Below are 13,246 nucleotides of genomic sequence, written 5' to 3' on the forward strand. Positions count from 1 at the left end.
ACCTTTACAGCAGGCCGGACTCCGCAAAGGAGAACGGGGCGCCCTGGCCGATGATGATGTGATCCAGTACCCGCACATCGATGAGCGCGAGTGCGGCTTGCAGTTGCTGGGTCAGCATGCGATCCGCGCTTGACGGCTCGGTGATACCCGAGGGGTGCTGGTGGGCGAAGACCACCGCGGCGGCATTCAACTCCAGCACACGCTGTACGACGACACGCGGATAGACCGAAGTCGAGTTGATCGTGCCCCTGAACAACGGCTCGTAGGCCAGCACCTGGTGCATGCTGTCCAGGAACACAGCGGCGAATATCTCATTGGGCTCGGCGACCAGTTTCAGACGCAGGTAGTCCCGCACAGCGGCCGGTCGGCTGAGGCACGGCCCAGCTTTGAAAATCCGTCTCTCCAGCAGCACGATGGCTTGCTGGATGATCCAGTCCTCGTGTTGGGCAGCGATGGCGGAAAGCGACTCCAGGCAGGAGTCATTGACGACGAAAGACATGGCGAACCTCCAGACGGTGAGATCGGAGGGCGCGCGCCCTGGGAGGGCAAGCCCTCCTGGGGATGAGAATGAAAAGATGCATCCATCACCGCGATTGCAGTGACCGTTCGCGGCCAGGATGCGAGGCGAACGGGTTTCGGTCAGCGCAGTGGACTGCGCCGTAGCCTTGAAGACCGGGGCTACCTGGGCATGTCGCCGACAACGTCGGCAGGCATTTCCGATGTGGGTGTGGCGGCGGGATCGCCGGCGGCGAGCATGTCCATGGCCGACAGCAAGGCATCGCCCTCGATCGGACCCTGCAGCAGGATCGCCTTGCCGGTTCCACGATCGTGCAACCGCAGCGACGGCGTGGCGGTCACGCCGCTGTTCGTGGCTTCCGCAGCTTGGGTGCGGATCGCCGCGTCGGGCCGCTCGCTCGCAATGCACTGCTCGATGGCTGGCGTAAGGTCGGGGTAGTGCAGGTCCTCGGGCAAGCCCTGGCCGTCGCTGCGCGTGTGGGCATAGACCCACTCGACGGCTTGCCAAAAGGCGGCGCGGCCGCCGGCTTCGCCCGCGCATTCCGCCAGACGCGCTTCGGCCGAAGCGGCCGGCTCGTGTGCGGCCAACGGCAGGTGGTGCCATTGCAAGGTCACGTCCGCATTGCCAGCCACCCAACGCTTGAGCAGTGGGAAATAGGACCGGCAGAACGGGCATTCGAGGTCCGCGTAGAGCGTCAGCGTGAAGCGTCCTTCCGGATTGCCCATCTGCCACGGAGGCCCAGCCACCTGCGTCTCGCTGACTGGCGCTGAAGTCTGAGGCGTGGACTGCCCGGGCCAACGGGACACGAGCCAGATCAGCAGCAGTGCAACCAGCGCTGCGGCCACTGTCCAAGGCCAGCTGGGCCGCCAGTGCCGACGGCGGAACGCCTGCACCTGCATCGGAATGGAAGGACGTTTCTGTTCCATGGCGTTCTCCGGTGTACGGCAGATTCAGGGCAGGTCCAGGGTCGGCGACTCGATGCCACGTGCCCGGTCGATCTTCTCAGCCACCTTGAAGGCGGCATCCAGCTCGCTGACGCCGTGCTGCTGCATGAGTTGGTAGCGTTCTGCCTTCTCCTCGGGCTCGGTTTGCGCGAGCGCGAGGTAGAGACTTGGCGGCACGGCGCGGAACAGCACTTCCATGCTCTTGGAGAGGATGACGCCCTCGGTGAACTTGCCCGCTTCCTTGCGTGCGGAGAGCATCAGCGCCTTCTGCGCCGGCGAGAGTTCGCGGAAGCGCGCGATCTTCTCCACCTCGTCCGGCGGCATCGACAGGCACACCCACCACTCGATCATGTTGAGCATCGGCTCCGCTGCACGTGGCAGGTCGTCGATGTTCTGCGTCGCCAGCCAGAACCAGGCGCCCAACTTGCGCCACATTTTTGTAATTTTCACGACATAGGGCGCGAGCAGCGGGTTCTTGGTGATGATGTGACCTTCGTCGGTCACGTTGACGATCGGCCGTCCCAGGTACTGGTCGCGCTCGGCGATGTTGTTCACCGTGCTGATCAGGCTGATGTAGGCGATGGAGAGCTGCGCGTTGTAGCCCTCGCGGGCATAGGTCGCCAGATCGACCAGCGTGATGTCGGCCTCGGGCCACGGCGTGCCGTCGCGGTCGAACATCTCGCCGTCCGTGCCTTGGCAGAACATGTCCATCGCGTCCGCCATCTCCAGCAGCCGCGCACGGCGCATCTCGGGCAACGTCGGGTCCTGGCCACGGGTGCGCAGTGCATTGCGCACATCGCGCGTGAGCACGGTGCGCTTCTCCGCCACGCAATGTTCGGCGGCGTCGAGGATGCACTGGCGGATCAGCGAGCGGTCGGCCCGCGTCATCCGCGCTTCTTCCTTGTCTTCGCCGCCCGTGATCATCAGCCGTGCCGTGATCTCCAGTTCGCCGAGCACGTCGCGCTGCTCATCCGCCTCCATGGCCGAGGCATCCGGTGGCAGGTCTTCGTCCAGGGCATCGGCATCGAGCGTCTGCACGTCGCTGGGCGTTTCGATCAGCCGGCGTGCGTCGGCGAACGGCGCCAGGCTGATGCCCGATCCGGGGGCCAGCTTGACCCGGTTCACGGTCAGGCCCAGGCGCCGCGCGAAGTCGCTGAACAGGCCGAAGCTGTTGCCGGCTTCCACGATGAAAAGCCGCGGCCGGTAGATGGCCGTCACCTGGTTCAGCAGGTTGTTGAGTGTGGCGGACTTCCCCGAGCCGGTGGGGCCAAATAGAAACAGATGGGCATTCATCTGCCGATCCAACCTGTTCAAGGGGTCGAACGTAATCGGGCCGCCGCCGCGATTGAACATCGTGATGCCGGGATGCCCCGTGCCCTGGGCGCGGCCCCACACCGGCGACAGGTTCGCCGCATGCTGGGCGAACATCAGTTGCGTGTACCACCGGCGCCGATCCTGGCCGGGGTTGTAGCAGCACGGCAGCCAGCGCAGGTAGCTGTTGAGCGGCGCCACCTCGTCGTCCTCGCGCACCGGCTGCAGGCCGGCGTTGAGCATCACGTTCGCGAGGTCCAGGCCGCGCCGATCCAGTTCCGCCTCGTCGCGCCCGCGTAGGTAGAACGCCAGAGTGCCCCGGTAGAGCTTGTGCGCGCTGCCGATCAGGGAGCGGGCTTCATGCACGTCCTTGAGCGTCTGCTCCGACGCCAGCGTCTCGCCCACAGCTTTCTTCGCCAGATGGTTGAGGTCCGATTCGAGGACGTCCTGCGGCGTGGCGACCATCGTGAGACACATCAAGGTGTCCTCGGGCATCTGGTCGAACAGCGTGTTGATCGCGTCCCCCTTGCGGGTCTCGCCGGTCAGGTGCCCGGTGCCGGGCGGCATGCGCAGCCGGTCGGTGATCAGCACGCGGTGCGGCATGCCGTCGAAGTACCAGGCCCCTTGCGCCACGTCCGAGCGCGGCTGCCCAAAGAACAGCCGCTGGCTGAAATCCCGCCCGCTCGCCAGCTCGATCTCGCCGGCCTCGCTTTCCTCGGTACTGTCCGGATAGCGCGCCAACGCGTAGAAGCGCTCCCGGTCCTCCACCCCAGGCCCGAGCAGCGTGGGGCGCGGGTTGAACCACCGCAGCAGCCAGTCGTGGACGTCGGCCGCGACCATGCGCCGGGCCTGGATGCCGGCGTTCGCCAGGCCGCCGCACAGGCGGTCGCAGACGATGCCCAGCATCTGCTCGGGTGTCTGGCCGCGGCGGTTTGCCTGTCCCTGTCCGCTCGCGCGGCGGTACACCACCATGCGCACGCGCCGCGTCTGGCCGCGCCAGCGCAGCCGCGTGACCACCGTGTCCTCGAACAGGCCGCCGGGCTTGGCCACAGCGCGCAGGTGGTGGCCGAAGAAGCGCAGGTAGAACTCGGTGAACGCCGAGCCGCGCGCACGTGGCTGCACGTAATCGCGCAAGGTCTGCATGTACTGGTCGAAGCTCGGTTCGTCCTGGGCATAGAGCTGGAGCACCCACGGGTTCTCGTCCAGTTCATCGAAACTGTCCTGAAGCGCGTTTTCCAGGGCGTCGCGGGCATGCGCGAGCCAGCCGGGTTCCCGGCCTTCGGTGCCCAGCGGCACCAGCTCGTAGAACGCCGCCACCGATTGGCCGTCCTCCAGGAGCATCGATTTCGACTCGGGCATGAACTCCACCCAGGGCAGCAGTTCCACGAAGGACGGCGCAACGTCGTACAGCGCCTGCTCGTCGGCCACGGTCGCTGGCTTGCGGCCGTGGACTGCCGAACCGGGTTCGGGGATGCCGGCCTGGCGCAAGGCCTCGACGTGGCGCTGCCAGCTGTCCGGCTGCTCATCGCTGGCCGGGCTACTGGAGCCGGCGCCGGCCAGCTTCGGCCATGGGAGTTTCCACCGCATCAGTAGTCCTCCACGCGCTCGCCCGGCATCGCGTACTGGATGCGCTGGTAGAGCGGGAAGACGGTCGTGTAGCCGGGCACCGGCACGGGATCGGTGCCGGCCAGGTGCGGGTACACGTACATCACGAGATCGGGATTGGGCAGGCGCTGGAACTGGCGGTGGACCTCATTGCGCGCGGTGCGCGTGTAGCGCATCTGCTCGACAGGTGCGGCCTGCACGTCGGCGTCGGTCAGGGGCCGACGCAGGCTCTGGCGCGCGTCGAGCAGCTGGCGGCCGGCGTTCCGTCCGGCTGCGCCACCGCCGTCGCCGGCCTCCTGCTGCCAGATGTCCATCATCGTGCGGTCACCGTGGGTCAGCAGCTTTTCCTTGCTGGTGGCGCAGCCGCCAAGCACCGCGACGGCGAGGGCCAGTGCCAGGCCACGGGCCAGGTTAGTCAAGTTCGAGTGCATGGCTTTTTCCTGCGCGGTGATCGACCTTGCGGCCTTCGGGATCGAAGTCGATGGCGAGCGGCTTTTCGAGGTGGACGGCCACCTTGGCGCCGGGCTGAACATAGACGGCGGCGAATGCCTGGCCGTACAACTTGTTGACCCAGGCCGACATGTCCCGCACGCCGCCCGCCAGAATCTGGCCGACCGCTTCCTGGCCGGTGATGCCCACGGTGCCGATGGAGCCGTCCGAGCCGACATAGGACATGCGGCCGCTGTCGCTCTCGATGAGCGAGGCCACACCGGCACCGGCCGCGGTGATCAGGGCCTGCGAGCCGAGGTATTGCTGGGCGTTGCTGCGCCGCTCGCCGCTGACGCACGGGATGCCGTGGGGATCGCTGATCCAGCCCAAGCCCCCACTTTGAGAGTTCTGCTGTTGGTTGTCCTGCTGGTTGCCCTCGCGGTCTTCGGGGATCGTGCGGATCGTGCCGTCGTGGAAGACGAACGTGATGCTGCGCACCTGACCGCGCACGCACGACAGCGTCCAGTCGCCCGAGGCGGTGCCGCTGAACACGGCGCCGGCCACGTCGGGAATGTCGATGCCATTGGCGGTCAGGTTGTCCGGCCCGACCAGGACTTTGAACGGATAGGGATCGTTGACCGTGCCGTCGATCGGCACGCGGCCGATCAGGGCCGTCATCGCCACCGATCCCATCAGCGTCGAGTTGGTCGGCACGGTATAGACCGGCTTGGCACTCTTGACCCCGGCGGCGCGGGCGCCCGCGTTGGCCACGGTTTCCGCGGTGGTTTCGAGCGTGCTCTGCGCCGGGCCGAAGCTCGTGGGGAAGCTCATGCCGCCGCTCGCGCCACGCCCCCCGTTGCGCCCCTCGGCGGGCTTTGCGTCGTCCGGCTCGACCCACCGCACGCCGCCCTCCATGCCGGCCTCGTCGCCGCCCTGCAGCCCCAAGCCCACGGGCAGGTCCGCATGGCCGCCGCCGCGCCCGCCGATGCTGTCCAGGCGCCGCTGCAGGTCGGCGAGCAGCCCTTCGGTCTGCTGGCGCGCGCTGGCCGCCTGCTCCTGGTCGCGGCGCAGGTTGGACCGCTCGGATTCGAGCGCCGAGTTGATGCGCTGGTCGATGGAGTTTTCGCGCTGACGCAGCCGCTGGTTCTCTTCACGCTGGGACTTGTTGTCCGAGAGCGCGGTCTGAAGCTCGGTGCGCAACTGCTTCACCTGCGCCACCAAGGTCGCCACGGTGTCGCGCGGGGTATCGCCCTCGATGCCGAGAGCCTTCATTTCATCGGGCGTGAGCTGGGCGCCGTTGTCCTCCGCGGGTGGCGCCGTGCTGCCTCCACCCGAGAACAGCCGGATACCGACGAACAGCACCAGGATGGCGACAGGGATCATCAGCCACTTGAGCAGGCCGTTACTGCGCATGGCGGGCCTCCTTGGTGTTCTCGTCGCCGTCCGGCTGCGGCAGATGCAGGGCAGGGTCGAAGCGGTGAATCGCCGGCAGCAGCGACTGCGCGAGGCCGCGGCCGCGCGTGACCAGGTACAGGACGGTCGTGTCCTCGGGCGTGCCGCGCGGGCCCAGCGCCTCGTGCTGGAAGGTGGCGGTGAGGAAATCGCCTTGCAGCACGCGCGGGTCGAGCGTGATCCAGCCGCCGCTGCCGTTGGTCAGGCGCACGGCTGTGACCCACTGGTCCTCCAGGCGCCACGACGCGAGCGCGACCGCGCGCACGGGCAGCGTTGGCATCAGTGTGTCCAGGTCGAGGTCGCGGGGCAGGTTGACCCGCATGACGCCCGGCAGCGGCTCCACGGTGCGCAACGGCGCGTAGAGGTTCTGCGCGGCGAAGCGCGTCAGGACGACAGGGACCGGGGTTTCGCGCCGCGCGGTCCGAGCACCTGCCTGGGCACGTGCTGGGGCATCGTCGGCGCCGCCTGCCTGATCGCCGTAGCGCGCTGGAGTGCTGCTGCCCTCGACGATGCGCACCGGCTCCAGCTCGGCCTCGCCGTCCTTGGGTGGTTCGGCCGCGATGTCCAGCAGGATCAGCGCGCCCGTGTCGGCGTCCTGCAGTTGCAACCGCGTGGGCTCGATCGGCTCGCTGGCGCGCAGGTACACCGCGCCGCCCGCGCTCTGTACGCGGAGGCGCTCGCCCACGCCCGCGGGCACGCCCACGCGCACGTCCCGGTCGATGAACACGATGCGTTCCTGACCGACCTTCAGCGGCACTGCCAGCGGCATGCGCTCCCAGCGCAGGATTTCCACTGCATGGGCGACGGGTGCCGCGGCCACGGCCAGCAGTCCCAGCAGCGCGAGTACAGGGTGCTTCATGGGGTGTTTCCTCCTTGAGGCGCTTGCGGAGACAGGCCACTCGGCGCCGGGCGCGTCGGCTCCGGTGCACTGATGCGCTGGGGCGCGCCGTCGTAGCAGTCCAGCGCCAGGCCGAACGGGTTGCGGGCGGGATCGACATCCACCCGCGTGACCTTGATCGGATAGCGCACCAGGGCGCGCTTGACCTGCTCGGCGCCGTAGTACTCGTCCGCCGTGATGTCCAGCGTCACCACCCAGTCGCGGTCGGACACGGTGCGCACGCGTGCCGTGGGGTCGTCGCCATAGCCGCGGCCGGGAATCTCGTAGATGCCGCGCACGCGCTGGCGCAGCTCGCCGGTGGAGCGGCGGTAGTCGTAGTCCGCCCGCAGGAAGGCCTGGCAGGATGGGGTGAGGTACGGCGAGAGCGTGTGGAGGTTGCGCGGGTAGTCCTCTTCGCCATTGGTCGGCCAGCGGTTCAACGTCTGGAACACGTAGAACGTGAACGCATAGACCGATTCGGGCGGCACCTCCCACCACTTGCGGGTACTGCCAGAGCGCAGGTCGGGCGGGACGTGGATGGTCAGGTCGCGCGGCGCGCTCCACCAGCCGCCGCCCATGACCAGGGCAACGACGACCAGCGCGCCCGCGCCCAGCCGCAAGGTCTTGATGTGCGCCTGCAGGTGGGCGATCTCGTTCTTGAAGCGGCTCATCGCATGCTCCTGCGGGTGGACCAGAAGCCCGAGCGCGAGATCAGCACATGGCCACCAACCCAGCCTGCCATCAGCGGATGGCGCGTGACGATGCGCCATTGCAGTTGTCGATACAGCCAAGTGTCGGGACGCCCACGCTTGAGGCGGCGCAGGATGCCGCCGCCGATGAAGACGCCGAGCGCCACACCCAGGACGACGAACGTCGGCGCCAGCGCGATCGTGCGGAACACCCAGGACAGGGGCGCGCCGACCAGCAGGCCGGCGGCGCCGGACAGGCCGCAGCAAATCCAGAGTTCATCGGCGGTGAGGCCGCGCACGACAACGGGATGGCGGTTGAGCCGGTGCGGAAGGAACGTCACGGTCCCGTCCGCACGGACGTGCTGCTGCTCGGACATACCGGCCTCGCTTACAGGATGCCGGTAGCTTCGGTGAGCAGCCAGATGCCGATCACCAGCAGCACGGCGCCGATGGCGACCGTGAGGCCGAACTGGCCCCACGTCTTGCGGCCGGTGTGGATCTCCGCGTAGGTCCCGTAGGCGTGGTAGCAGACGCCGATGAACATCGACGCCACCACCAGCAGGGCCACGAGCATGATGATGTCGTAGCCGTAGTTGCGGATGGTCTCCATGATGCCGTTGCCGGTGCCGCGCGTGGGGTTCTCCAATTGCGGCAGACCTTGCGCGAACGACAGCGCGGGCAGCGCGGCGGCGCCCAGGGCCACGGCGGCGCGCTGGGCAAAACGGGAAGTGAGGTTGCGGTTGTGCATGGTCGGGCCTTTCAGGTCAGGACAGAAGCAAGAAACTCAGGACGAGGTACATCGCGACGAAGCGGATGCAGACGCCGAGGAACTGGCGCTGGTTGAGGCGGCTCTCGGACCACCCCACGTAGGCCGTTCGGATGGCCCAGACGCCCCACACGAGCAGGACCGCGAACACGACGCCGACCAGGACGGTCGCCATTGCGGAAGGCGCGATGCCGCTGTTGGCTTGAAATGCCGAGACCTGGGCGCCGTTCATTGCTTGCCCCCCGCAGTCGTCGCCGGCAGCGGCTCGGCCGCCCGCTCGGTGCGGTAGTCGCCGGCCAGTTCGGAGGGGTCGCGCGGCTGAGCGCGCGATGGCGTCAGGTGAAACTGGATGCCGGCGCGAACGCGCGCCAGGTCAGCCAGCAGCCGCGGGTAGTCGAAGTGGTAGCGCTCGCCCGGCTGGATGGGGGCATGCGCGGCGCTGTCCGCGACGGTGCGCTCCAGCGCGTCGAGCTGGCGCAGTGCGGCGACCAGCTTCTGGCGCTGTGCCGGAGACTCGGCCAAGGCCATCTGGGACAGACCCAGCAGGAGGGCCGTCACGAGAAAAGTGGGCACGCCGCGATGCGCGGCGCGCAGCCAGATCGAAGCCACCATCGCGCCATTCCTGTGTGATCAGCAATGGGGTGATCGTGGAGATCAGGGCTGTTTTAGGCCGCAAACAATAGGAACTGGCGGACGACCGGATTGGGCATACCGCGAGCGAACCTACAAAAGCCCGGGTCGAGTTTCGATTATTGCGTTTTTCGAGTGTTTCGAATATGATCGGCTCTGCAACCGTTTTCGCTTAGGAGCTACCCATGACCACCGCCACTGCCCAATCCAAGATGACCCTTCCCGCCGCGGGAGAGGTTAAGGCAGCCGTCCAGGGTCAACGTGCCTTGGCGGCTTACCTCGCAACCCAGTTCGAGACGCAGCACATCCAGATCTTTGATGACCACAAACAGGCTCATCAGGTGGAACTGCCTACCTCGGCTTTACGCCTGCTGGTCGACATCCTGGCCGAGTTGGCCGATGGCAATGCAGTAAAGGTGGTGCCCGTCCATGCAGAGCTGACGACCCAAGAGGCGGCGGACTTGCTCAACGTGTCCCGTCCCCATTTCGTCAAGCTGCTAGAAGATGGGGTGTTGGCATTTCATCGCACCGGCAAGCACCGCAGGGTGAGGTTCGCCGATCTGATGCAGTACAAGGAAGCGCGCGAGCGCGCCAGTGAGCAGGCGATGGCCGAACTCGCTCAGCAGTCGCAAGAGTTGGGAATGGGATACGAATGAGGCATTCCCCATTCACCGCCGTCTACGACGCGTGCGTTCTATATCCCGCGCCACTGCGGGATTTCCTGATGTGGCTCGGCCTGTCTGGCCGCTTCCGGGCGCGGTGGAGCCAAGCCATTCATGAGGAGTGGAAACGCAATCTGTTGATCAACCGCCCCGATCTCACCCGGGTTCAGGTCGACAGGACGTCGGATCTCATGGACAGGGCCATTCCGGACGGCTTGGTGGAGGGCTACGAAGCGCTCGTGGCAGGCCTGACATTACCCGATCCGAACGATCGGCACGTCCTGGCTGCGGCGATTCGCTGCGGTGCGAGCGTGATTGTGACGTTCAACGAACGTGATTTCCCGAACGATCTGCTGGCTCCGTACGGCATCGAATCGCAGCACCCCGATGAGTTTGTGGACAACCTGCTGGATCTGGATGCGGCCGCCGTAGTGTCGGCTGCGCAGCGCCAGCGTGCCCAACTCAAGCATCCGCCGATCGATGTGGACCGCTATCTCGAAATCCTGCTGCGCCAAGGCCTTGTGCAAACGACCAAGGTGCTGGCGACCTATCGCACCATTCTCTGACCCGCCGAGAGCCACGGATGACCAAGAATCCTTCATCAGACGCCACTTTGCCGAAAGGCATCCATCGAAGCTGGAAGCTGCCGGATAAGTCGCTGGGTGACTTGTGGGATTCGATCGTGATGGACGAAGCCATCAAAAAACAGTTGCTGTCACAAGCGATCGTCAACTTCACGGTGCGCCCCAAGGTGGAGCGCACGGTACTCCCCCTGCACGGCGTGATCTTGTTGGTCGGCCCGCCGGGGACTGGGAAGACCTCCTTGGCACGGGGCTTGGCGCATCGTGTGGCCGAATCTTTTTCTTCTGCGAAGTTTCGATTGCTGGAAGTGGAGCCTCACACGCTGACGAGCTCTGCAATGGGAAAGACTCAACGCGCCGTGGCAGACCTGTTCTCGCAATCGATCGCAGAATCCGCAGCGGCGGGCCCGACGATCGTCCTTCTGGACGAGGTCGAAACGCTTGCGGCTGATCGAGCCAAGCTCAGCCTGGAAGCCAACCCGGTTGATGTGCACCGGGCCACCGACGCGGTGTTGGTGCAGTTGGACATGTTGGCCGAACGCAACCCGCATCTGCTGTTCGTGGCCACCAGCAACTTCCCACAGGCCGTCGACAGTGCCTTCCTATCTCGTTGCGACATGGTGATGGAGGTGCCACTGCCAGGCAAGGATGCCTGCAAGCAGATCCTGGTGGACTGCCTGAATGGCCTGGCAAAGACATTTCCGGGGATTGGCAAGCTTTCCTCGGCTCACCAGTTCGACGCGTGCGCTGGCGAGTGCGTCGGATTGGATGGTCGGGCCATTCGCAAGGTCGTAGCCAACGCCCTCGCGGCCGACCCGCAAGTGGCTATCGATCCGAACAAGCTTTCCGTAGAGCACCTGCGCAGTGCGATACGACAGGCAAAGCAAATGCGCCTTCAAGGAGGGAAGCAAAAATGACCACCGTTGTCAGCCGGACGTTTCGCAGCTCGCCGCACCGCGATGCGTTGCAGACGTGGGATGCCATTGTCGAACTGCTCACTCAGGGCAAGGACGGCACGGCTCGCTCTGAACTCAGGGCCGTGGCGGGCGTGGCCGCCAGCTTGATCGCCGACCAGGCACCCAAGAGCGCGCCCATCGTTGCGACATGCGATGGACCACGGACCAGGATCTACTGCCTCTTCGACGAAGACGCGATCGATGGTGATGATGCCAACGAAGATGTCTTGGGGTTCGAGCCGTTGAAGGGAGACTGGGGAGTCTCGCTGCCGTGTCCGAAGGAGCAGCTCGGCTGGGTGCAAACCGCGCTCAAAAAGCACAGTTCTCGCATCATTGCACGGGACTTGAGCCAAGGAATTGCCACGCAGGCGCAGGCCGATGCTGGGCAAGCGCTGTCGCTCGACCTCGGAGGTTTCCTCAAGTCATGAGCACCGTCGCCACCTACTCGTACACGCACTCGGTTACCTATGTGACCGACAACATCCTCAAGAGCTTGAAAGACATCATCCTGCTCAGTGGGCTGGACCCCGAGCACTTCGCGGATCGCTGGGAGAGCAATACCCGAGCCATCAAGACGTGGCTCGGGACCGGTGATCTGCGCAAGGTGATTCTGGAGATCTACAACCCGGCAGCCGACAAACTCGTGACCCGATGGGATATCGACATCGTGTATGGGTGGTCCGATGGCGACGGCAGCTTCTGGACAGATACCGAGCAGTTGAAGTACGCGATCAAGAAAGCTGGGCTGCTGCCATCGCAGGCCAAGTACAAGTTAATGCTCGATACAAAGCCAGGGCGGCCTGATGTGGAGGGGTGGAGCAAAGGAAGTTATCGCTCGACGGATGGAATGGTCAAGCAGAGCCTAGGCTCGACTGTCGAACACAGCGGCCTGGCGGGTCAGGCCGGATATTGGAGGCAACGCTGATGCTGTCGATCGATGAAGCTTTTCGCAAGTTCAAGTCGCGTCTGGAACTCAACGAACGCGAACAGAAGAATGCCTCGCAACGTCAGAACGAAGGGCGGGACTACCTGCAGACCAAGTTCGGCATTGCGCGCAGCTTCCTGACCGGGTCCTATGCTCGATACACGAAGACGAAGCCGCTCAAGGATATCGACATCTTCTTCGTGCTGAAGGACTCGGAGAAGCATTACCACGGCAAGGCCGCATCGGTAGTGCTGGATGATTTCCACTCTGCATTGGTGGAGAAATACGGTTCGGCGGCCGTGCGCAAACAGGCGCGCTCGATCAACGTGGATTTCGGTGTTCACATCGACGCGGAGGACAACACGGACTACCGGGTGGTCAGCGTGGATGCGGTGCCCGCATTCGACACCGGCGACCAGTATGAGATCCCCGATACGGCGTCCGGAAAGTGGATCAAGACGGACCCGGAGATCCATAAGGACAAGGCGACCGCAGCGCACCAAGCCTATGCCAATGAGTGGAAAGGTCTCGTGCGCATGGTGAAGTACTGGAACAACAATCCCAAGCACGGCGATCAGAAGCCGGTGAAGCCCTCGTTCCTGATCGAGGTAATGGCCCTTGAGTGTCTTTACGGCGGCTGGGGAGGATCGTTCGATCGCGAGATCCAGTCGTTCTTTGCCACGCTTGCCGATCGTGTTCATGACGAGTGGCCGGATCCCGCCGGACTTGGCCCGGCGATCAGCAACGATATGGATGCCGCGCGCAAGCAGCGCGCGCAGCAGCTGCTGTTCCAGGCGAGCCAGGACGCAAGCATCGCCATCGACCACGCGCGTCGTGGTCGCAATATCGAAGCGCTTCGCGCCTGGCGCGCACTGTTTGGCCCCAAGTTCCCACTGTCCTGA

Annotated in this window: 17 protein-coding genes; 6 read left to right on the plus strand and 11 right to left on the minus strand. The window is 65.4% G+C overall.

Going from position 1 to position 13,246, the window contains the following annotated elements; genetic code table 11:
• Nucleotides 1–4 precede the first annotated feature (4 nt).
• From radC to PCQ86_RS06890, 11 genes are all read right to left on the minus strand, one after another.
• Nucleotides 5–499 (minus strand): RadC family protein, encoded by a 495-nt coding sequence (gene radC, locus PCQ86_RS06840; protein ID WP_003119996.1) that lies wholly within the window; start codon nt 497–499, stop codon nt 5–7.
• Between the two features lie 179 nt (nt 500–678).
• Complete coding sequence (locus tag PCQ86_RS06845; RefSeq protein ID WP_220638721.1) at nt 679–1,443, minus strand: DsbA family protein; 765 nt, start codon at nt 1,441–1,443, stop codon at nt 679–681.
• 24 nt (nt 1,444–1,467) lie between these two features.
• Nucleotides 1,468–4,359 (minus strand): conjugative transfer ATPase, encoded by a 2,892-nt coding sequence (locus tag PCQ86_RS06850; RefSeq protein WP_024766751.1) that lies wholly within the window; start codon nt 4,357–4,359, stop codon nt 1,468–1,470.
• The gene (locus tag PCQ86_RS06855; protein ID WP_009516217.1) at nt 4,359–4,808 is read right to left on the minus strand and encodes a TIGR03751 family conjugal transfer lipoprotein; all 450 of its coding nucleotides are present in this window, start codon (nt 4,806–4,808) and stop codon (nt 4,359–4,361) included. The genes PCQ86_RS06850 and PCQ86_RS06855 overlap by 1 nt, the downstream gene beginning before the upstream one ends.
• Nucleotides 4,789–6,219: a TIGR03752 family integrating conjugative element protein gene (locus PCQ86_RS06860; RefSeq protein WP_011804670.1), complete on the minus strand. Its 1,431-nt coding sequence runs from the start codon at nt 6,217–6,219 to the stop codon at nt 4,789–4,791. The genes PCQ86_RS06855 and PCQ86_RS06860 overlap by 20 nt, the downstream gene beginning before the upstream one ends.
• Nucleotides 6,209–7,117: a TIGR03749 family integrating conjugative element protein gene (locus PCQ86_RS06865; protein ID WP_009516219.1), complete on the minus strand. Its 909-nt coding sequence runs from the start codon at nt 7,115–7,117 to the stop codon at nt 6,209–6,211. Before PCQ86_RS06865 ends, PCQ86_RS06860 begins: the two co-directional genes overlap by 11 nt.
• On the minus strand, nt 7,114–7,806 hold the full coding sequence (locus tag PCQ86_RS06870) for a PFL_4703 family integrating conjugative element protein (RefSeq protein ID WP_009516220.1): 693 nt from the start codon (nt 7,804–7,806) through the stop codon (nt 7,114–7,116). The genes PCQ86_RS06865 and PCQ86_RS06870 overlap by 4 nt, the downstream gene beginning before the upstream one ends.
• Nucleotides 7,803–8,201: a TIGR03750 family conjugal transfer protein gene (locus PCQ86_RS06875; protein WP_009516221.1), complete on the minus strand. Its 399-nt coding sequence runs from the start codon at nt 8,199–8,201 to the stop codon at nt 7,803–7,805. The genes PCQ86_RS06870 and PCQ86_RS06875 overlap by 4 nt, the downstream gene beginning before the upstream one ends.
• A gap of 11 nt (nt 8,202–8,212) precedes the next feature.
• Nucleotides 8,213–8,572, minus strand: coding sequence for a TIGR03745 family integrating conjugative element membrane protein (locus PCQ86_RS06880; RefSeq protein ID WP_003090173.1), 360 nt, complete (start codon nt 8,570–8,572; stop codon nt 8,213–8,215).
• Between the two features lie 16 nt (nt 8,573–8,588).
• Nucleotides 8,589–8,822 carry a TIGR03758 family integrating conjugative element protein gene (locus PCQ86_RS06885; protein WP_270175142.1) on the minus strand — a complete coding sequence of 78 codons (234 nt, stop codon included), beginning with the start codon at nt 8,820–8,822 and terminating at the stop codon, nt 8,589–8,591.
• A complete protein-coding gene (locus PCQ86_RS06890; protein ID WP_011804671.1) occupies nt 8,819–9,202 on the minus strand; it encodes an integrative conjugative element protein, RAQPRD family in 384 nt (127 codons plus the stop codon). The genes PCQ86_RS06885 and PCQ86_RS06890 overlap by 4 nt, the downstream gene beginning before the upstream one ends.
• A 203-nt stretch (nt 9,203–9,405) precedes the next feature.
• Here PCQ86_RS06890 and PCQ86_RS06895 point away from each other — a divergent pair, with 203 nt between their 5' ends.
• The 6 genes from PCQ86_RS06895 to PCQ86_RS06920 are packed head-to-tail and all read left to right on the plus strand — an operon-like array spanning nt 9,406 to nt 13,246.
• On the plus strand, nt 9,406–9,876 hold the full coding sequence (locus PCQ86_RS06895; protein ID WP_003050245.1) for a helix-turn-helix domain-containing protein: 471 nt from the start codon (nt 9,406–9,408) through the stop codon (nt 9,874–9,876).
• Nucleotides 9,873–10,448, plus strand: a complete 576-nt coding sequence (locus PCQ86_RS06900; RefSeq protein ID WP_003153636.1) for a PIN domain-containing protein — start codon at nt 9,873–9,875, stop codon at nt 10,446–10,448. The genes PCQ86_RS06895 and PCQ86_RS06900 overlap by 4 nt, the downstream gene beginning before the upstream one ends.
• Before the next feature lie 17 nt (nt 10,449–10,465).
• The gene (gene cap6 / locus PCQ86_RS06905) at nt 10,466–11,380 is read left to right on the plus strand and encodes a CBASS system CD-NTase-associated protein Cap6 (protein WP_003050256.1); all 915 of its coding nucleotides are present in this window, start codon (nt 10,466–10,468) and stop codon (nt 11,378–11,380) included.
• Nucleotides 11,377–11,847: a type III CBASS phage resistance system CD-NTase-associated protein Cap8 gene (cap8, locus tag PCQ86_RS06910; protein WP_011804672.1), complete on the plus strand. Its 471-nt coding sequence runs from the start codon at nt 11,377–11,379 to the stop codon at nt 11,845–11,847. Before cap6 ends, cap8 begins: the two co-directional genes overlap by 4 nt.
• On the plus strand, nt 11,844–12,344 hold the full coding sequence (gene cap7, locus PCQ86_RS06915) for a type III CBASS phage resistance system CD-NTase-associated protein Cap7 (RefSeq protein WP_011804673.1): 501 nt from the start codon (nt 11,844–11,846) through the stop codon (nt 12,342–12,344). Before cap8 ends, cap7 begins: the two co-directional genes overlap by 4 nt.
• Nucleotides 12,344–13,246: a CBASS oligonucleotide cyclase gene (locus PCQ86_RS06920; protein WP_011804674.1), complete on the plus strand. Its 903-nt coding sequence runs from the start codon at nt 12,344–12,346 to the stop codon at nt 13,244–13,246. Before cap7 ends, PCQ86_RS06920 begins: the two co-directional genes overlap by 1 nt.

The organism is Diaphorobacter sp. ED-3, assembly GCF_027625375.1.
GTDB classification, from domain to species: Bacteria; Pseudomonadota; Gammaproteobacteria; order Burkholderiales; family Burkholderiaceae_C; genus Diaphorobacter; species Diaphorobacter nitroreducens.